Source organism: Dubosiella muris (assembly GCF_004793885.1).
Classification (GTDB): Bacteria; Bacillota_I; Bacilli_A; order Erysipelotrichales; family Erysipelotrichaceae; genus Dubosiella; species Dubosiella muris.
The window spans coordinates 33,421-52,170 of record NZ_SRYG01000008.1 but is presented as its reverse complement, the minus strand read 5'-3'; the positions used below and the strand labels follow the sequence as shown (position 1 = coordinate 52,170).

The 18,750-nt window shown below is 53.3% G+C and carries 17 protein-coding genes and 1 tRNA gene; 5 read left to right on the top strand and 13 right to left on the bottom strand.

Annotated elements, in window-relative coordinates:
* Positions 1-19 precede the first annotated feature (19 nt).
* From E5336_RS05135 to E5336_RS05115, 5 genes are all read left to right on the top strand, one after another.
* Positions 20-1,519, top strand: a complete 1,500-nt coding sequence (locus E5336_RS05135) for a tagaturonate reductase (protein ID WP_135980003.1) — start codon at positions 20-22, stop codon at positions 1,517-1,519.
* 2 nt (positions 1,520-1,521) lie between these two features.
* Positions 1,522-2,160: a bifunctional 4-hydroxy-2-oxoglutarate aldolase/2-dehydro-3-deoxy-phosphogluconate aldolase gene (locus E5336_RS05130; RefSeq protein ID WP_135980002.1), complete on the top strand. Its 639-nt coding sequence runs from the start codon at positions 1,522-1,524 to the stop codon at positions 2,158-2,160.
* A 1-nt stretch (position 2,161) separates the two neighbouring features.
* Positions 2,162-3,184 carry a sugar kinase gene (locus E5336_RS05125; protein ID WP_135980001.1) on the top strand — a complete coding sequence of 341 codons (1,023 nt, stop codon included), beginning with the start codon at positions 2,162-2,164 and terminating at the stop codon, positions 3,182-3,184.
* Positions 3,185-3,302: 118 nt separating this feature from the next.
* Complete coding sequence (locus E5336_RS05120; RefSeq protein WP_135980000.1) at positions 3,303-4,313, top strand: LacI family DNA-binding transcriptional regulator; 1,011 nt, start codon at positions 3,303-3,305, stop codon at positions 4,311-4,313.
* A 57-nt stretch (positions 4,314-4,370) separates the two neighbouring features.
* A complete protein-coding gene (locus E5336_RS05115; RefSeq protein WP_135979999.1) occupies positions 4,371-6,491 on the top strand; it encodes a Tex family protein in 2,121 nt (706 codons plus the stop codon).
* A 52-nt stretch (positions 6,492-6,543) separates the two neighbouring features.
* Here E5336_RS05115 and E5336_RS05110 read toward each other — a convergent pair whose 3' ends face one another.
* The 13 genes from E5336_RS05110 to E5336_RS05050 form a co-directional block, all read right to left on the bottom strand.
* Positions 6,544-8,772: a glycoside hydrolase family 2 protein gene (locus E5336_RS05110; protein ID WP_135979998.1), complete on the bottom strand. Its 2,229-nt coding sequence runs from the start codon at positions 8,770-8,772 to the stop codon at positions 6,544-6,546.
* Positions 8,773-8,905: 133 nt separating this feature from the next.
* Positions 8,906-10,087 carry an aminotransferase class I/II-fold pyridoxal phosphate-dependent enzyme gene (locus tag E5336_RS05105; protein ID WP_135979997.1) on the bottom strand — a complete coding sequence of 394 codons (1,182 nt, stop codon included), beginning with the start codon at positions 10,085-10,087 and terminating at the stop codon, positions 8,906-8,908.
* A gap of 82 nt (positions 10,088-10,169) precedes the next feature.
* On the bottom strand, positions 10,170-11,300 hold the full coding sequence (locus E5336_RS05100; protein WP_135979996.1) for a hypothetical protein: 1,131 nt from the start codon (positions 11,298-11,300) through the stop codon (positions 10,170-10,172).
* A 97-nt stretch (positions 11,301-11,397) separates the two neighbouring features.
* Positions 11,398-11,760: a 50S ribosomal protein L20 gene (rplT, locus tag E5336_RS05095; protein WP_135979995.1), complete on the bottom strand. Its 363-nt coding sequence runs from the start codon at positions 11,758-11,760 to the stop codon at positions 11,398-11,400.
* 23 nt (positions 11,761-11,783) lie between these two features.
* Positions 11,784-11,975 carry a 50S ribosomal protein L35 gene (gene rpmI, locus E5336_RS05090; RefSeq protein ID WP_135979994.1) on the bottom strand — a complete coding sequence of 64 codons (192 nt, stop codon included), beginning with the start codon at positions 11,973-11,975 and terminating at the stop codon, positions 11,784-11,786.
* Between the two features lie 21 nt (positions 11,976-11,996).
* Positions 11,997-12,494, bottom strand: a complete 498-nt coding sequence (gene infC, locus E5336_RS05085; protein ID WP_277820790.1) for a translation initiation factor IF-3 — start codon at positions 12,492-12,494, stop codon at positions 11,997-11,999.
* A 280-nt stretch (positions 12,495-12,774) separates the two neighbouring features.
* Positions 12,775-12,850: transfer RNA gene (locus E5336_RS05080), tRNA-Lys, on the bottom strand.
* A 617-nt stretch (positions 12,851-13,467) separates the two neighbouring features.
* The gene (locus E5336_RS05075; protein WP_168353558.1) at positions 13,468-15,408 is read right to left on the bottom strand and encodes a BglG family transcription antiterminator; all 1,941 of its coding nucleotides are present in this window, start codon (positions 15,406-15,408) and stop codon (positions 13,468-13,470) included.
* An 18-nt stretch (positions 15,409-15,426) separates the two neighbouring features.
* Positions 15,427-16,122, bottom strand: coding sequence for an L-ribulose-5-phosphate 4-epimerase AraD (araD, locus tag E5336_RS05070; RefSeq protein ID WP_135979991.1), 696 nt, complete (start codon positions 16,120-16,122; stop codon positions 15,427-15,429).
* Complete coding sequence (locus E5336_RS05065) at positions 16,115-16,780, bottom strand: bifunctional 4-hydroxy-2-oxoglutarate aldolase/2-dehydro-3-deoxy-phosphogluconate aldolase (protein WP_135979990.1); 666 nt, start codon at positions 16,778-16,780, stop codon at positions 16,115-16,117. Before E5336_RS05065 ends, araD begins: the two co-directional genes overlap by 8 nt.
* 10 nt (positions 16,781-16,790) lie before the next feature.
* On the bottom strand, positions 16,791-17,939 hold the full coding sequence (locus E5336_RS05060; protein WP_135979989.1) for a PTS fructose transporter subunit IIC: 1,149 nt from the start codon (positions 17,937-17,939) through the stop codon (positions 16,791-16,793).
* Entirely contained in the window at positions 17,936-18,259 is a 324-nt protein-coding gene (locus E5336_RS05055; protein WP_135979988.1) for a PTS fructose transporter subunit IIB, read from the bottom strand. Before E5336_RS05055 ends, E5336_RS05060 begins: the two co-directional genes overlap by 4 nt.
* A gap of 17 nt (positions 18,260-18,276) precedes the next feature.
* Positions 18,277-18,717, bottom strand: a complete 441-nt coding sequence (locus E5336_RS05050; protein ID WP_135979987.1) for a PTS sugar transporter subunit IIA — start codon at positions 18,715-18,717, stop codon at positions 18,277-18,279.
* Positions 18,718-18,750 lie beyond the last annotated feature (33 nt).

Genomic DNA, 18,750 nt, shown 5'->3' with positions numbered 1-18,750 from the left:
ATTCGAGAGGAACAAACATATGAAAACATTAAATTACGAAACTTTGAAACAATCGAACTACGAAGGCTACCTTTTGGAAGACGCGCCGGTTCGCGTATTGCAGTTTGGCGAAGGAAACTTTATGCGCGGATTCGTCGACTACTTCATCGACCAAATGAACGAGAAAGCCGGCTTCGACACGAAAGTCACGCTCGTGCAGCCAATCAGCCAGGGCGCATTCCGCCTCAAGGACATCATCAACGAGCAGGAAGGCTTGTACACCTTGTATTTGCAAGGATTCCAGGATGGCCAGGAAGTCCGCGAAAAGCGCGTCATCTCGGCGGTCAAAAACTGCCTGAACGCCTACGAGGACTGGAACGAGGTGCTCGACATGGCGAAAAAACCGGATTTGCGCTTCATCACGTGCAACACGACCGAAGCCGGCATCGCCTACGATCCAACGTGCCAGTTCGCCGACGCGCCAGCCGCCAGCTACCCGGCCAAACTGACGCAGTTTTTGTTCGCCCGCTTCCAGCAGCAGCTGCCGGGCTTCATCATCCTGGCGTGCGAGCTCATCGACAACAACGGCAAGGAACTCGAAAAATGCGTCCTTCAGCACGCCAAAGACTGGAACCTGGGCGAAGACTTCATTCAGTGGATCCAAAAAGAAAACGTGTTCTGCTCGACGCTGGTCGACCGCATCGTCACCGGCTATCCGCGCGCGGAAGCTGACGCAATGAACGCGGAAAACGGCTACGTGGACAATACGCTGGACACCGGCGAGATTTTCGGTGTCTGGGTCATTGAAGGTCCGCAGTCGCTGCGCGACGAGCTGCCGTTTGAAAAAGCCGGTCTGCCAATCATCGTGACCGACGACCACAAGCCATACAAGGAGCAGAAAGTGCGCATTTTGAACGGCGCGCACACGTCGATGGTGCTGGGTGCCTTTCTGGCCGGCCAGACGATCGTGCGCGACTGCATGTACGATCCGACGATCAGCGCGTACATGAACGAAGCCATTTACAACGAGATCATCCCGACGCTTTCGCTTTCGAAGGAAGACTGCGAGCAATTCGCCAAAGCCGTGACGGAACGTTTCAAAAATCCGTTCATCGACCACGAGCTGCTCGCAATCTCGCTCAACTCGACGGCGAAGTGGAAGGCGCGCGTCCTCCCTTCCCTGCTTGGTTACGTGGACAAGTTCCACAAGCTCCCGAAAGCGCTCACGACGTCGCTGGCCAGCTACATCGCCTTCTACCGCGGCAAGGAACTGGACGCCGATGGATTAAAAGCCGTAAATCCGGTCACGAAACAGCCGTACACGATCAAGGACGACGCCGACGTGCTCGAATTCTTTGCCGCCAACAGCGACAAGCCAAACGCGCAGCTCGTTTCCCTCGTTCTGGGCAACACGAGCTTCTGGGGACAGGATTTGAACGCGATCGAAGGCCTTCACGACGCGGTAACAAGCGCGCTGGACACGATAGACAACGAAGGCGCCATGGCCGCCATGCAGGCGTGCCTGAACAAGGGAGAATAAGCATGAATAAAACTTTACAGCGATTCCACGAGATCGGGATCATCCCGGTCGTCGTTCTCGACCATAAGGAAGACGCCGCGCCACTGGCCAACGCCCTTTGCGAAGGCGGTCTTCCCGCCGCGGAAGTGACATTCCGCACCCGCGAAGCCGCCGCCTGCATCGAGGCGATGAAAGCCGCCCGTCCCGACATGCTCGTCGGTGCGGGTACGGTTTTGACGACAAAACAAGTCGACGAAGCCATCAACGCGGGCGCGCAGTTCATCGTTTCCCCCGGATTCGATGAGGAAGTCGTCAAATACTGCATCGAAAAAGACATTCCGGTCACACCGGGAACGTGCACGCCAACCGATGTCCAAAGAGCGTACCGCCTTGGACTCGATGTCGTGAAGTTCTTCCCGGCCGAGCCGGCAGGCGGTCTGGCGATGATCAAAGCGATCGCGGCGCCTTACAATATGATGAAATTCATGCCGACCGGCGGCATTTCCGAAAAGAACATGGATGCCTATTTGAAAGAGGACATCATTCTTTGCATCGGCGGCAGCTGGATGGTAAAGAAAGACTTGATCGAGGCGAAAGCGTTCGACCAGATCGAGGAAATGACGCGGCAGGCAGTCAAAAAATTGAATGAGGTAAGAGGATAAAATGAAAAAAGTCATTACATTCGGAGAATTGATGCTCCGGCTCGCGCCGGCAGGCTACACGCGTTTCGTGCAGGCCGACAGCTTTGGCGCGACCTACGGCGGCGGCGAAGCCAACGTCGCGGTATCGCTGGCCAACTACGGCCACGACGCGCATTTCGTCAGCAAACTGCCAGCCCATGAAATCGGGCAGGCGGCGCTGAACTCACTGCGCAAATACGGCGTGAACACAAGCGACATCGTGCGCGGCGGCGAGCGGGTCGGCATTTACTACTTGGAAAAAGGCGCCAGCCAGCGTCCAAGCAAGGTCATTTACGACCGCAAAGACAGCGCGATCGCGAAAGCGAGCCCGGAAGACTTCGACTGGGATCAGATTTTGGACGGGGCTGAGTGGTTCCATACGACGGGCATCACGCCGGCGCTCAACGACGAGGTGGCGGCCATCACGTTGGAAGCGATGAAGAAATGCCATGAAAAAGGCATTCCGGTATCGTGCGACTTGAACTACCGCAACAAGCTGTGGAGCAAGGAAAAAGCCAACAAAGTGATGAGCGAGCTGGCGAAGTACATCGACGTGTGCATCGCCAACGAAGAGGACGCCAAAGACGTGTTTGGCATCGAAGCGACGAACACGGACATCCATGGCGGCCAAATCAACCACGAAGGCTACAAAGACGTAGCTAAACAGCTAATGGACACGTTCGGCTTCCAGAAAGTGGCGATCACGCTGCGGGAAAGCATTAGCGCGAACCGCAACTTATGGAGCGCAATGCTGTATGATGGCAACGAGTACTGCTTCTCGAAAAAATACGATTTGAACATCGTGGACCGCGTAGGCGGCGGGGACTCGTTTGGCGGCGGATTGATCCACGCCTTGATGGAAGGCAAAAACAGCCACGACGCGATCGAGTTCGCGGTGGCGGCCAGCGCGCTGAAGCACTCGGTGGAAGGCGACTACAACCTGGTGTCGGTGGACGAGGTCGAAAAGCTCGCCCAGGGCGATGGTTCGGGACGCGTTCAACGATAATTTGTTCTCGTAACGAGAACCAAAACAGTTTATAGTAAAACAGTAGAATTGGAAACAGGCTGCGCGACCTTTTGCGTTTGGATGGACAAGCCAGCCTTCGAATTGAAGGAGTGAAACGATGAATATCTACGATATTTCTGAACAATCCGGCGTGTCGATCGCCACGGTGAGTCGCGTCATCAACAACTCGGGTTACGTTTCAGAAAAAACAAGAAAAAAAGTGATGGCTGTCATTGAGAAAAACAGCTACTCCCCCAACGCGTTCGCCCGCGGGATGTCGACGTCCAGCATGAAGACGATCGGCATCCTTTCGACGAACATTCGGGATTTGTATCAGGCGCAATGCGTCTACTATTTAGAGCAGGATTTAAAAAAACATGGCTATACGGCGATGCTTTGCTGTACGGGAGACGAATTGGAAGCAAAGAAAGAACACGTGGAGCTGCTCGCCTCCCGCCATGTGGACGCCCTGATTTTTATCGGCTCGCATTTTATTGAAAAAAACGAGCGCGACAACGGCTATATTTACGCCGCCAGCAACCACGTGCCCGTGTTCATCTTGAACGGCCGGCTCACCCACGACAACATTTACAGCATTTTATGCGACGACGAGGGCGGCTGCCAGGCGCTGACGGCAAGCTGCCTGGAAAGCGGCGCGACGAAGCCTTGTTTTTTGGCCACGCGCGACACGTATAGCGTGCGTCAAAAGTTCAAAGGCTTTCAAAACGCGTGCCGCGAAGCCGGCATTCCAGTGGACGAACAGACGCTTTTCATTTTGAGCGACCAGACAGAAGAGCTTGGCCGGCAAGTGTTCGACCTGCTGCAAAACGGCGCGTTCGACGCGGCCGTTTGCGCCGACGACGAGCTGGCCGCCATCGTCGAGCGGGTCGCGCAATACCGGGGTCTGGACGTGCCGGACGACATCCGCGTGACCGGCTACAACGATTCGATCTTTTCCCGGCTCGCGTCTCCGGCGATCACGTCTTTTGACAACCGGGCGGCGTACATGTGCGGCCAGGCGGTCATGGGCCTGACGCAAATTCTTGGCGGTAGCGAGTTTCCGGAACAAACCATGTATACAGGTAAGGTGGTGGCGCGCGCTTCCACCAAGTCCAGCCGCGGTGTTTGACCGCGGTTTTTCTTTTGGCGCCAAATGCGTTAAAATAGCCGTTGAAAGGATGAACTTATGCCATTAATTGAACAATTATCGAAACAGCTCGGCTTATCGTCTTCTCAAGTCGAAGCCGTGCTCGCGCTGCTTGAGGAAGGCGCGACGATTCCATTCATCGCCCGTTACCGCAAGGAAAAAACCGGAAATCTCGACGAAGACGCGATTCGCGCGATCGAGGAGCAATACGCGTATCAGGTCAATTTACGCAAGCGCAAAGACGATGTGCTGCGGCTTGTCGAAGAAAAAGGATTGCTGACGGACGCCTTGCGCGGCCAGCTTGCGCAGTGTACCCGTTTGAGCGAAGTCGAGGACTTGTACCGGCCGTATAAAGAAAAGAAAAAAACGAAGGCGTCCGCGGCGATCGCGGCCGGATTCGAGCCTTTGGCGCAGGCGATTCTCGACGCCCCTAACAAAGATCCGCGCTCGCTTGTCCAATCGGGTGACGTGGACACGGCGCTTGAGCAGGCCGGCTACATCATAGCGGAGCGTATCGCGGACGATCCCAAGGTCCGCCAAACGCTTCGCCAGCACATGCTGCGTTCGGGAACGCTGGAAACGAAAAAGAAAAAGGACGCGGTCGACGAAAAAGGCCAGTTCGAAACGTATTTTTGTTTTTGCGAGCGAATCGACCGGATCAAGCACTACCAGACGCTCGCCATCGACCGGGCCGAGGCGGAAAAAGTGATTTCGGTTTCCCTTTCGATGGACGAGGAGCCAGCCCGGCAGCGCATCGCCCGCCAGTGGATCCGTTTTTCCAACGCGAAAAACGCGCCGTTTTTACAGATGTGCATCCAGGACGCGATGAAACGGCTGCTGATGCCTGCCATCAAACGCGAGATTCGAAGCGCGCTCAAGGAAACGGCGGATCAAAAAGCCATCGCGACGTTCGCGATCAATTTGGAGCACTTGCTCATGACGCGTCCAATCAAACAAAAGCGCGTGCTCGGGTTCGATCCGGCGTTTCGGACCGGTTGCAAGCTGGCGGTGCTCGACGAAAACGGAACGATGCTGGAAACGGCTGTCATTTACCCGACCGCGCCGCACAACGATTTCAACAACGCGAGAAAAACCCTTGGTCGCCTGATCGACCAATACGGTATCGAGCTGATCGCGATTGGCAACGGAACGGCGTCGCGGGAATCGGAGCAGTTTGTCGCCCGCGTCCTGAAAGACTTTCCGCATGTGCAATACCTACTCGTCTCGGAAGCGGGCGCGAGCGTTTATTCCGCATCCAAGCTGGCGCAAGAGGAATTCCCGGATTTGACGGTCGAAAAGCGTTCCGCGATTTCCATTGGCCGCCGCGTGCAGGATCCGTTGAGCGAGCTTGTCAAAATCGACCCGAAGTCGATTGGGATTGGCGAATACCAGCACGATGTCAATCAAAAGCTGCTTTCGAATTCGCTGGATTTCACGACGGAAAAAATCGTCAATCAAGTTGGCGTGAACGTCAACACGGCTTCCAAAAGCATTTTGAAATACGTGTCCGGCTTGAATAAGCGCTCCATCGAGGCGTTGTACGAGGCCAAAACAAAACACCCGATCACCTCGCGCGCGCAAATCGCGCAAATCAAAGGAATTTCCACGAAAACGTATGAGCAATGCGTCGGCTTTCTCCGGATTCCGGAAAGCGCCGATCCGCTCGACAACACGGGAATCCACCCGGAGAGCTATCCGATTGCGCGCCATTTGCTTGAAAAGCTGCATTTGGATTTGGCGGATCTTGGCTCGCGCGCGTTCCAGCGCAAGCTGGCGGTGGCCGACACGGAAAAGCTGGCGGCCGCGTTGCGTACCGACGTCTTTACCCTCAAGGATATCGTTAAAGAGCTTTCGACGCCCGGACTCGATCCGCGGGACGCCCTGGACGCCCCGCTGCTCAAGCACGATGTTTTGACGATGAAGGATTTGCGCCGGGGAATGAAGCTGGAAGGAACGGTTCGCAATGTCGTCAGCTTTGGCGCCTTTGTCGATATCGGTTTGCATGAAGACGGTCTGGTGCACATTTCCAAGCTGTCCAGAAGCTTTGTCAAAGATCCAAACGATGTCGTCCATGTCGGGGATATCGTCACGTGTTATGTGGAGAGCGTGGATGAGAAAAAGGCCCGCATCGCGTTGTCGATGGTCGAGCTTTCTTCCTGAACATGAAAAAAAAGCCGTTTTCGCTTTCGAATTCGGCTTTTTTCGTGTTTATTTATTTTTTAATTTTGTTCAGCGTTTTGTTCAGCTCGATGATTTCCTCTTTTGTCAGCGCGCCGCTCATACGCAGGGCGGTTTCAACCGGGAACGCCATCATCATCGTGTTCATGTCCATGGCCGGGATTTCCCCTTCGTCATCGCGCTTGCCAAGCATATTTTGCAAGCCTTCCAGAACCGGGCGCAGGACTTCCATGGCTTCCGGTACGGCCATCACGTCGCCAATCGAATCCATGATGGACAAGTAGCCGTCTTTTTCCACGCCGTCGTCGAACCAGTTGTGGACGCTGCCGCCCTTGACGATGTAGTCCTCGTTTTTCTCGTCGACTTTGCGGATCGTCATCGTGTCGTTGATCGTTTCATCGCTTCCTACGACTTTGATGGCGTGCTCTTTGCTGATTTCCACGTTCCAGCGGCAAATGTGGTCCACCGCTTTTTGCGTGCCCATGTTTTGTCCGTCGACATACAACGTTGCTTCCGGCTCGTTGGTGTACACTTTCACTTCCGTCACCGGCTGCTCGCGGTCGATGTAACGTTTTTTCGTCAAATGCACGAACGGTGTTTTAGAAAGATACGCCTGGTAAATGTAGTACGAGTCTTTCTTCGTCTTCCGGTCGAACGTGACCAAACCTTTCTGGTTGCGTCCTGGCACACCGCCTTCGTCGCGGGCGTCGGCCGCGAAGTCGAATCCGTTCCATACGTGCATCGCCCAGATCCAAGGCCGGTCGGTTACCATTTTGAGCATGTGCTCGTGGTAAAGCGCCTGATAGTCCTCGGTATAGTCGCCACGTCCTGGCTTTTCCGCGTGGTATTGCGGGTTGGCGTCGGCGCCAAATTCAGAAATACCGATGGCTACGTTTGGATATTGGGCGTGGAAGTCATCGAACCATTTGTCGTTGTCTTCGATTTTTCCTACGTACCATCCAAAATACTGGTTGTAGCTTGTCGCGTCCGGCAAAGTCACGAGCGGACTTGTCGTCGGAAGCATGCTCACGTGCGCCATGACCGTCTTTCTTGTCGGGTCAAGCGTGTGCGCTAAATCGTTGAGTTTGCGGTGGTTTTCCAGCAAGTCTTCGCTTTCGCCACCAATCGTGATCTCGTTGGACAATCCCCATACGAAAATCGAAGGGTGGTTGTAGTTTTGAATGATCATTTCGCGCATTTGCTCTTGGGTGTTTTCGTTGGCCGCCTCGTTAGCCATGTGCGTGGAAATGTACGGGATTTCCGCCCACATGATCAATCCGTTTTCATCGGCCAGATCGTACCATGCCTGGTCGTGCTGGTAGTGGGCGCCGCGAATCGTTCTCGCGCCCATTTCTTTCAAGAGCGCCATGTCGATTTCGTGGTTTTCACGCGTCAGGGCGTTGCCGATGCCTTCCCAGTCCTGATGGCGCGCGGTTCCGATGAGCTGGTATGGCCGTCCGTTCAAAATAAATCCTTTTTCCGGGTCGATTTCGAATGTACGGAAACCAATCCGGATGGATTGCGCGTCGATGGCGCGGCCGTCCTGGGCCAGCTGCACGTTGGCTGTGTACAAGTATGGATCTTCCACGCCATCCCACAAGTGAATGTTTTCCATCGCGATGACGAACGAAGCGTGGTTGTCTTCAATGACACCCTCGCCTTGCGCGACCATCTCGCCTTCGACGTTTTGGATTTGAACGGAAACAACGTCCCCGTTTTTCGCGTTTTCAGTGTACGCTTCCACTTTGACTTGCCCTTTTCCGTCGGCAAGCACTTCCGGCGTGAGCGCCACGCCGCATCCGCCATAGTATCCCAGGGCGAAGTGCGCCTTGTTGACGCGGATCAAATTGACGTCGCGGTACAATCCGCCATAAAACGTAAAGTCGGCTTGTTGCGGATAGACTTCGCTGTTTGGCGCGTTGTCGACGATGATTTCCAGCGTGTTGTTTTCGGCCAGCGCCGGCGTCAAATCAACGCGGTATGTGGAGTAGCCTCCTTTGTGCTCGGCCAGCGGCTGTCCGTTGAATACGACTTTGGAAGTCGAGTTGGCGCCGTTGATTTCCAGCCAGAGCTGCTCGTCTTCGGCTAAAGCCGGTTTCGCGAACGTTTTGGTGTACACGGCGGTTCCGCGCCAGTAGTCGTTGCCACCATCGGTTCCGTCAACGGCGTTCCAAGTATGTGGAACATGAACGGCTTCGACATGATCGTTGCCATCTTGCTTTTTAAATTCCCAATCTTTGTTAATATTTAAGATTTCCCTCATTTATTTTCCTTCTTTCTTTCTTCAAGGATTTCCTCAAAATATTATAGATTTATTATAACATTCAAAATCGAAAAATAAACAGGAAGCCCTTACATTCTATTTTTTAACATAATTCATCGAAAAAATACCGTTTTTATTTTATCGGGGCCAGCAATCCCGCTTCCTGAATCCGCCGGGCCGCTTCTTCCACCTCGGCGTCGCCACGCACCAGCGCGAACCGGACGTAACGCGTCCCTTCCTGGCCGAAGCTCGTTCCCGCGTTGGTCAAAACGCCGGCTTGCTCCAGCAGCGCGCGATGAAAGCTGGCGCTGTCCTCGTAGTGGTCCGGAATTTTCGCCCAGACAAACATCGTCGCTTCCGGGGGCTCGATCGACCAGCCGGCTTCCTGGAATTTTTGAATGAGCCAATCGCGCCGGCGGCGGTATTCCTGCCGGAGGGCGGGCACGAAGCGGTCGTGGTGGGCCAGAGCGGCAATTCCGGCGCGCTGTACGGCGCCAAACGCCTGGAAGTCGATCATGTTCATCATCCTTTTATATATGGCGATCAATTCCCGGTTGCCTACCATGACGGCGAGCCGGGCGCCGCCCATGGAATACGACTTGGAAAACGAGTTCAGCTCGATTCCGACGTCTTTCGCTCCCTCGAACGACAAAAAGCTTTTGCCGGGTTCTTTGTCGAATACGAGCTCGCTGTAGGCGTTGTCGTGCAAAACGACAATGTCGTATCGTTTCGCGAAGCGAATCAGGCGCTCGTAAAACGAGTCGGGCGCCGTCTTTCCGGTCGGATTGTTGGGGTACGACACGTACATCAGCTTCGCTTTTCTGGCTACGTCCTCCTGGATCGCGTCAAAGTCGATCAAATAGTCGTTTTCTTCTTTGAGCGGCAGAAAAACGATGTCGGCCCCGGCCAGTCTTGGCGCCACGCCGTAAATCGGATAATACGGGTCTGGAATGAGCACGAGATCGCCTGGATCGCAAAACGCCAGCGGAATGTGGCTGAGCGCTTCCTGGCTTCCTTTAACGGTGACGATTTCGTCTTCTGCCAGATCGACGCCATACCGGGTATGGTACCAGCGCGCAATAGCGGCGACCATTTCGGAAAGAGGCGCTAGAGAATACTGGTAGCTTTCATCGTTGAGCGCTTGTCTGGCGAGTTCCTCCTTGATCGCGTGGTGGGGCGGAATGTCGCTGGAACCGATGGAAAAGTCGATGACTTCCTTTCCGGTTTTGGCGGTGTATCTTTTTTTGGCTTCAAACAGCTCGGTAAACGACGGGCTGTCGATGGCTTGAATGCGGGTTGCGGCTTTTGTTTTCATAGGCGTTTCCTTTCATTGTTTTTTCATCTTGTTTCATACGGGTTTCATTATAACATAAAAAGACCCGGTCGGGTCTTTGGATTTAGCGGGCGGCTTCGATTGTCCGCTCGATTTTTCGCTGGATGTCTTCAAGCGCCAGCAGCTCGCTCAGCTGGGCCGGGCGTTTAATTGTCGTGTCGGCGTACATGGCTTGCAGCCACAAAAAGGCGGGGCCTTCCAATGGCGGACGGTTCGTGATTTCCCGGTACAGCCAGGTGGCCAGTTCGACGCGAAGCGTCATGAGCATTGTCGTTTCGTCACCGATCACGAGTTCCGTCTTTTTGAGCTCTTTTTGTTTTTTCTTCCAGTCAAAATAGCGCTGGATCTTTTCTTCGTTTTCGTTGTCGACGATCAGCACCGTGTCGTACTGCCCGTCCTGGATGTCACGCCCATCCAGTTTTTTCGCTTCGCCCCGGTAGCTGGCGTGGTTGGAAGACAATCCCGGAACGAGCACTTCCTCCATGAAAGCCAAACCGTTGGTGTCTTCCGTATAAAACGTCACGGTTTCGACTTCCGGATTTTGCAGGAGCGTAAACAGCAAATACGGGCGTACATCGCCGGCCACGAGAATGTTTCCTTTTCGGCCGCGGGCGAGCTGCCGGTCTTTTTCGATCAAATCCGGGAAGGCGATCAACGTTTGGTCGCTTCCTTTTACTTCAAAGCCGGGAAGCCGGAACGTCGTGTCGGCGTAGCCGGCGGGAATGGCCAAATAGCCGTTTTCATCGAAATCGAGGTTGTCGTACAAAAACAATGTATAGGGTTCGATCGTTTGGGGAGCGCTTTGAAACCGCTCGCTTTGCTCGAACGCAAGAAACCGTTGAACGAATGGGTCGTTTTCAAACGTTTTGGCTTCGACGCGGCGCACGCGTGGAAACTGCCGCAGGCAATAGCGCAGCAAATTGGGATCGTTTTCGATTTCCTTCGGGCTGAACATGTTCAGAATGCCGAGTCCGCCAATCGCCTGGTCCTGGTCGAACACGTAACCGGCGCCGGCGCCGATTTTTTGAATATTCGGGATGAGCTTTTTTACTTCCTCCAAGTCGTTTGGCTCGCAAAACACGTAGCCTTTCTGAATGGTTTGCGCGACTTTGCTGCCTTTGGCGCGGTCAAATAAAAAAGCGTCAAGCTCCCGCTCCAATCGACTGATTGTCGGTTTGGTTGCTCTGATTTTCATATTGGATTCCTTTCCTTATTTTTTTATTGCATAATCGCATTCCATTATAGCACAAAAAAAGGCGCCTATTCACAGGGCCTTTATTGATATGTTTGGCTTACGCGTTGGCGATGGCTGCTTTCGCCTCGTCGCAAATCTTCGTGAACGTTTCCGCGTCGTGGATCGCGATTTCGGAAAGCATTTTCCGGTTGATCTCGATGTTGGCGAGTTTCAAACCATGCATCAGACGCGAGTAGGAAAGGTCGTTCATGCGGGCAGCGGCGTTGATACGCGTGATCCAGATCTTGCGCATGTTTCCTTTCAGTTTCCGACGGTCGTTGTATGCGTATTTGAACGAATGCATTACCTGCTCGTTCGCTGTTTTATATAATGTGTGTTTCGATCCGAAGTATCCTTTCGCGAGCTTCAATACTTTTTTTCTTCTTGCCCGGGATACCGTTCCACCTTTAACTCTTGCCATGCTTTATTCCTCCCTTTGATTCCTTATTTCAACATTTCCTTGATGCGTTTGTAGTCTGTGCTGCTGATCAAACCTGGTTTAGCGAGATGACGACGTTGTTTTTTCGTCTTCCCATGAAAACGGTGTGAAGTATATGCATGGGATCTCTTCAATTTTCCAGTACCCGTGACTTTTACACGTTTTGCTAATCCTCTATGACTTTTCATTTTAGGCATGTTACGTTCCTCCTACCCTTCTTACTTCTTTTTCGGTGCCAACACGGTTGACATCGTGTTTCCTTCCAAAGCCGGTTTCTTTTCGATTACCGCGATGTCTTTGACTTCATCCAGAAATTGATTCATGATTTGACGACCGACTTCCTGGCGTGTCATCATCCGTCCGCGGAACCTCATATCAATCTTCACTTTCATGCCCGACTCGATCCATTTTTTCGCCTGGCGAACTTTGGTTTCAAAATCGTGCGTGTCGATAATGGGCGACAGGCGCAGCGCTTTCAGCTCCACGACGTGTTGCTTGCGCTTTGCTTCCTTGGCTTTCTTTTGCTGCTCAAAATGGTAGCGGCCATAATCCAAAACTTTGCAGACGGCTGGACGAGCCTTGGGAGCGACGCACAGCAAATCGAGATTTTGACGATATGCGACATCCAGTGCCTCTCTTTTGGATAACACTCCCAACTGGTTTCCATTCGAGTCGATGACGAGCACTTCTCTAAATGGAATCTTTTCATTGAACAAATCTTCATTGACATTGTTCGGGGCAACTCTTCTGTTATTGATATACGATACCTACCTTTCACCAAAAGAAAATGGGTACACAAAGGCACCCATTATTAAAATCCATAACGTTGATGAATTGGCATTGACCCACGCATCCGTATGCGTCGGGTGAGAAGGGGTGCTTCTATCTTTCCATTTCTTTACTTGACTATAATAGCACTTCTGTCAACGAAACGCAACCCGTTTCGAAAAAAAACATCTATCTCGTTTTCCGAAACAGATGTTTGTTGTTCATAAATGGTGGATCCTTAGGGATTCGAACCCTAGACCCACTGATTAAGAGTCAGTTGCTCTGCCAGCTGAGCTAAGGATCCATCTAACTGCTTGAATATAATAGCACGAATCCCCTGCCCTGACAAGACAAAAGCGGAAAATACGAAAATCAAGCGAGATAAACCGGGCGATAACGTGAAGACTGTCTTAAGGTTGCGCCAAAAAGAGAAGGTTGCTATAATGAAGACGTAAAAAACCTGCTATCTGTTAAAGCGGCTAGCTCGGATTTATCATTTCATGAGCAACTCACGAAACACAACAATCTCGCCAAAGATCACTTTTCGTGGTTGCTTTTTTCATGCGCTTCAATCAACGCGATGAAAAGCGGAACGATGATCGCTAGAAATTCCAACACGATCGAAAGGATTTCGTATGCATTCATACTCCCACCTCCATTTCGGGAAACGGCAGATCCAGTTTCCATTTATCGAAACAGAGTTTTTTCCGGTTCTCTGGCTAAAGCCCGACCGAACCAACCACGCTCAAATAACAGGCGTTTTTATTTTATCAAATTGCCAATATAGTTTCATCTACTTTTGTATTTATTTCAAACTAAACTTCTCCTTCCAAAGCCAAGTCAACCCATAAATCAAAAAAAGAAAGGTAAACAAAAACGGAAGGCTGATGTCTTTCCTTCCGTTCCATATTTTCCGCTTTCTCATGGAAACATTTCCTGATACAGGCGCACGCTGTCCCTGGCGCTTCGCAAGCTTTGCAGGCCGCCCGGATTGCTCAAGCATGGAATGAGCTCCCGGTAAAACGTTTCCACCCGTCTTCGTTCGTCCTCGACATTCATGTTGAACGCCGCGAAAAAGATGAGATCGACCTTTTCCTGCTCGTCCCACAGCATTGGCCGCTTCAAGGTGACAAGCACGACGCGCGACTCGTGGACGTATTCGGGATCGCCATGCGGAAACGCGATACCGCTGCCAATCGAGGTCGACATCTTCCTTTCCCGTTCGATGGCCGACGAATACAAGCCATTGGCGCAAAAGCCTTTTTTCTGCAACAAATCCACGACGTTGGCGATGAGCGCCTCCTTATTCGGATAGTCGGCTTGCAGCAGCATCAGCTCGGGCGAAAACAACGAGGCGCAGTCGATGGAAAAGAGCCACGCGGGCTTCCGGTCTTTTTTCGACATTTTCTGAATTTTCTGACGCAGCTTGAGAATGCCTTCCTCGGTGAGCAGGTTTTCAACGACGATATTGCGCGGATCGTCCACGGCGGTCCGGGACAAAACGACATCCGCCTGCCGGTAGTGGGGATTGTCTTTTTCAAACCGGCTCAAAATATGGATTTCCCGGATTTCCGGGACATAGCTCATCAGCCGCTGGCTAATCAACTCGCCATAGCTGCGGGAAAAATCCGCGATCAGCACGACCATGTACTCCACGTCTTTGCGTTCGAGCGCCGTTTGGATCAGCAGGACGATATACCCCAGTTCGTCGTCGGTAATCATCAAATCGAAATACTTCTCAAACAACATGCTAATCATCCAGCTGGCGGCATACACCTGGGAAAACTCCTTTTTAATGTAGCCGAGTAGCTCGTTGGTCCGCGACTGGCCATGACGTAGCCGGAAAACGGTGGAGCGCAAATGCAGGATCAAGCTTTGCCGCAGCTGGCAATCCGTCGAAAAGTCATGATTGAGAATCGTGCCCATCGAGTGGATGACTTCGTCGACAAACTGGATCAAGTGCTCGTCATAGCTGTGAATCGGTTCGCTTTCCCCGCCGCTGCGCGCAAACCCCGCGCAAATCATTTGCATCGTCAAGTAAAACTCGTCGTCTTCCGAAAGCGTGACGTTTTCGATCCGCTCGATTTCCGTGCAAATCGCCTTCGCGAACAAATACTCGTTGTAGTGTTCCAAAAGCCGCACGTCTTCCTGACGCAAGTGGACAGGCGTGTCCTGCCTGGAAATGGCCAGCGCCAAAAAGATGAGCATTTTCGTAAACACCTGGTTGGAAAAATGCAAATGCCACTCGTGCTCGAGCCGGACGATGATGTGCTTAAGACCCGTTAAATCGACACCGTAAAAATACTCGTTTAGCACGTGATCCCGGTGCGCGTCGTCGACTTGCTCCAAAAGAAATGTCGCCAGCGCGCCGCGAAAGTCGTTTTCCTCGTATTGCAGCAAGTATCCCGAGCGCCGGTCGTTGAGCACGGAAATGTTCCATGGCTCCAAATCGCGCTGAATGGAGCGAATGAGCTTGTTGAGCGTCGGCCCGGAAATGTACAGCCGATCCAGCAACGTCCGGGCTTGCAGTCCTTCCTTTCGCCCCAAGCTAAACAAACGGTACAAAACATAGCTCTCGCGATCGTCAATCAAAATGGCGCCCGCCGCCTCGGTGGCGTGGACATAGGCGGCGATTTGCGCCTTTTGCGCTTCGTCGGCCTCCAGCCAAATGCCGACACGCGGCTTTTTTTGAATCGTTCCCCAGTCGTTTTCCCGCAACAGCTCCTCCACCTGCTCAAGCCGGCTTCGGACTTGTTTTTCGGTTCTATGCAGATCGTGCGCGATTTGGCTAACCGTCATGGCGTCGTGAGCGAGCAGTTTGGCCAAAATCTCCGAACCCGCTTTCCTTTTCGCTTGCTGCATCTGCATACTCTCCTTTCCCTACCGCTGACCGTACGTCGCGTGTTCTCCGTGTTTTCTCTGATAGTGCCGATCCAGCAAATACGCGGGCACCGGCATGACCTCCGGATCCATCAAGCGGTCGAACACCGCCATCCAGGCGCATTGTTCAAGCACCAACGCGTTTTCAACCGCCTGCTTCGCGTCGTGTCCCCAGGCAAACGGCCCGTGGCTGGCGACAAGCACCGCCGGGACCTGGTCTGGCGCGATGCCTCGCTCCTGAAACGTTTCAAGAATGACACGACCGGTTTCCAGCTCGTAGTCGCCATCGACTTCGTTTCGCGCCAGCGGACGCGTGCAAGGAACCGGGCCGTAAAATGTGTCGGCGTGGGTGGTGCCGAATGGTTTTAAGTCGATCCCGGCTTGCGCGAGCATCGTCGCCCATGGCGAATGGGTGTGGACAATGGCCTCGACTTGCGGCCACGCCGCGTACAGCGCGACGTGGGTCGGCAAATCGGAGCTGGGGCGCAGGTGCCCGTCGACGACGCGCCCTTGCAAATCGCACACGACGATGTCTTCCGGCTTCATCATATCATACGGCACCCCGCTTGGCTTAATGGCGATGACCTCGTTTTTTCGGTCGACGCGCGACACGTTGCCCCATGTCAAAATCGCCAGTCCCGTTCGGGGAAGCATTTGGCACGCGTCAAACACTTCCTGGCGTAGCCGCTCATACATGATCGCTTGGACGGGCGGCGATTTCCACGAAACGACGGGTTCGTTTTTCGATTTCCTTAAAGTCGCCCGACGCGATGAGCTTCTGGTTGTTGACAGCACGGCTGATGCCGGCGCCAATGTAGCCGATCTTCAAGCACTCTTTAAACATTTTCTCGTCCATCTTGCATACCGCGAAATACGGCAGCACCGGAATGACGCCCATGAGCGTTTCGGCGTAGTCAAGCGTGATCTCGCATCCCGGGAACAGCTTCAAAACATCGGCGCCCCACTTCCACGCGTTGACGACTTCCGTGCCGGTGAAGACACCTGGCATGTACATCAAATCCTTTTCCTGGCACAACTTGCTTACTTCCTTGGATAAATTCGGCGCGACGATGTATTCGCTGCCCGCGTCGATGGCTTTTTGCGCCTGCTGCTCGTCTAAAATCGTTCCAGTTCCTAAAATGATCTGGTCGCCGAATTTCTCTTTGAGCAAGCCAAGCGCGTGGGCGCACGCGTCCCCGGTCGGCTGGTCGTACGTCAGCTCAATGAACTTTCCGCCGCCCTGGACGACGGCCTGGACCGCCTGGACCAAATCATCGTCCTGAATGCGCTGGGTCTTGAAAATAAAGATTAGTTTTTTCTCCTTCAATAAATCGAGAGTTTGTTTTTTATTCATATGCGTTCTCCTATTCAAATTCAATGTGGATATCCAAGTCGTCGCTCGTGTCGATCGCTTCGGCGCTGGCGACTGGCGCGGTTTGCAGCGCGGGCTTGCTTTCCGGCATCGCCTCGGCGCTTGCGGTTTGCGCCTTGACTGGCTCTTCGGTTACGTTTTTACGACAGAGCGCCAGCACGACGATTGTGACAAGCGTTCCAATGGCGACGGATAGAACCGCGCCCGGCCAGACATTTTTCATGACCGGGAAGGCGAAGAGCCCACCCATCATGACAGGCGACTGCACGTTGAAGTACATCGCGATCGCGCCGGTCACCATATTGCCAAGGATCGTGGCCGGCCAAACGCGCAGCGGATCGGCGAGCAGGATTGGCAGACCGCCTTCGGCGATTTGGCAGCAGCCCAAAATGATGGCGGATTTTCCAGTCGCGCGTTGCGCGGCCGTGTATTTGCGCTTGTTGATGATCGTCGACAAGCCGATACCGAGTGTCGCGGTGACGCCGATGCACACTTTGGCGCCTTCCGGACCGAGAATGCCGTCGGCGACGAGTCCATTGACGACAGTCGTTCCGACTTTCGTGACCGGACCGCCTAAGTCAACACCCATCAGGGCGCCGAGCACCATACCGAAGACGATGCGCGAACCGGATTGCATTTCGGCGAACAGCGAGGACAAATAGCTTTGCAGACCGCCAAGGACAGGCCCTAAAATGTAGTCCATAGACAATACGACGAACAAGCCGCCCAAAATTGGCAAAATGAGCATTGGCAGCAAAGAAGCCAAATCCTTGCTCAGCGGAAGCTTGTCTTTGACGAGCTTGCAAAAGTAGCCCACGGCGATACCGCCGATGATGCCGCCGACAAACCCGATTTTGTATTCAACGGACAACAGGCCGACCAGGAAGCCTGGCGCCAGACCCGGCCGGTCGCAAATCGCGTAGGCGATGTAGGCCGCCAGCACGGGAACAACCATTCCCATTGTGAGGGCGCCGCCCTGGTACAAATAGTAGGCGAACGTGCCCGTGGCTTCTTCGACACCGGTGCCGCCTAAAATCGTTCCAAACGACTGTAGCAAGCCACCCATGCAAATGACGGGAATAAAGTAGGAGATGCCGGTCAGGACGGGCTGCACGACGAGCGCTTTTAACTTTTCTTTCATGATGCGCACCCCTGACTGAGTTTGTGTTCAATGGTGACAATGAGTTTTTCCGGCTGCTTGATGGCGACAGCGGAGCTGACGCGGACGATTGGCTTGCCGGCGAACCGTTCTTGTTTGGCGACGGAAATATCGGCCGCTAAAATGATGACATCGGCGTTTTGGATCGCTTGCGGCGAGAGTTCCTCTTCGATTCCGATGTTGCCCTGTGTTTCCACATGGATCGTATGGCCGCGGTTTTGAGCGGCTTCGATCAGTTTTTCTTTTGCGATATACGTATGCGCGACGCCGATGGTGCACGCAGTAACTGCCGCGATATTCATGGTTTCCTCCTGTTGGTTTATAAGATTTCGTACAGTTGTTGAGGGGATTGGATTTCGTTCAACGCCTCTCTGGCTTCTTTTCGGATCAGCATCATCGCCAGCTCCGAAAGCATTTTGATGTGGGTCTTGTCGCCATTGGCCGGGATCGCCATCAAGAAGATGTGCTGGATCGGCTTTCCGTCCATGGATTCCCATTCGATTGGCTCCTTTAACCGGATATATGAGATGGCTGCCCGATTGACGCATTCGTCCACGCCATGGGGAATGGCGACGCCATCTTCCAAACCGGTTTCGGATAAGGTTTCCCGGTATTCGACTGCCTGGCGGAATTGATTTTCGTTTTGAATGATGCCCGCCTCGTATAAGTGATGGATCATGGTGTCGAACACTTCGGCTTTGGATTTCAGTGGAAGATTCATGTCGATACACGATTCATCGAGCAGATCTTTTAAGTTCATATTCTCACCTCCTCGTGTTTGGTAAGCGCTTCC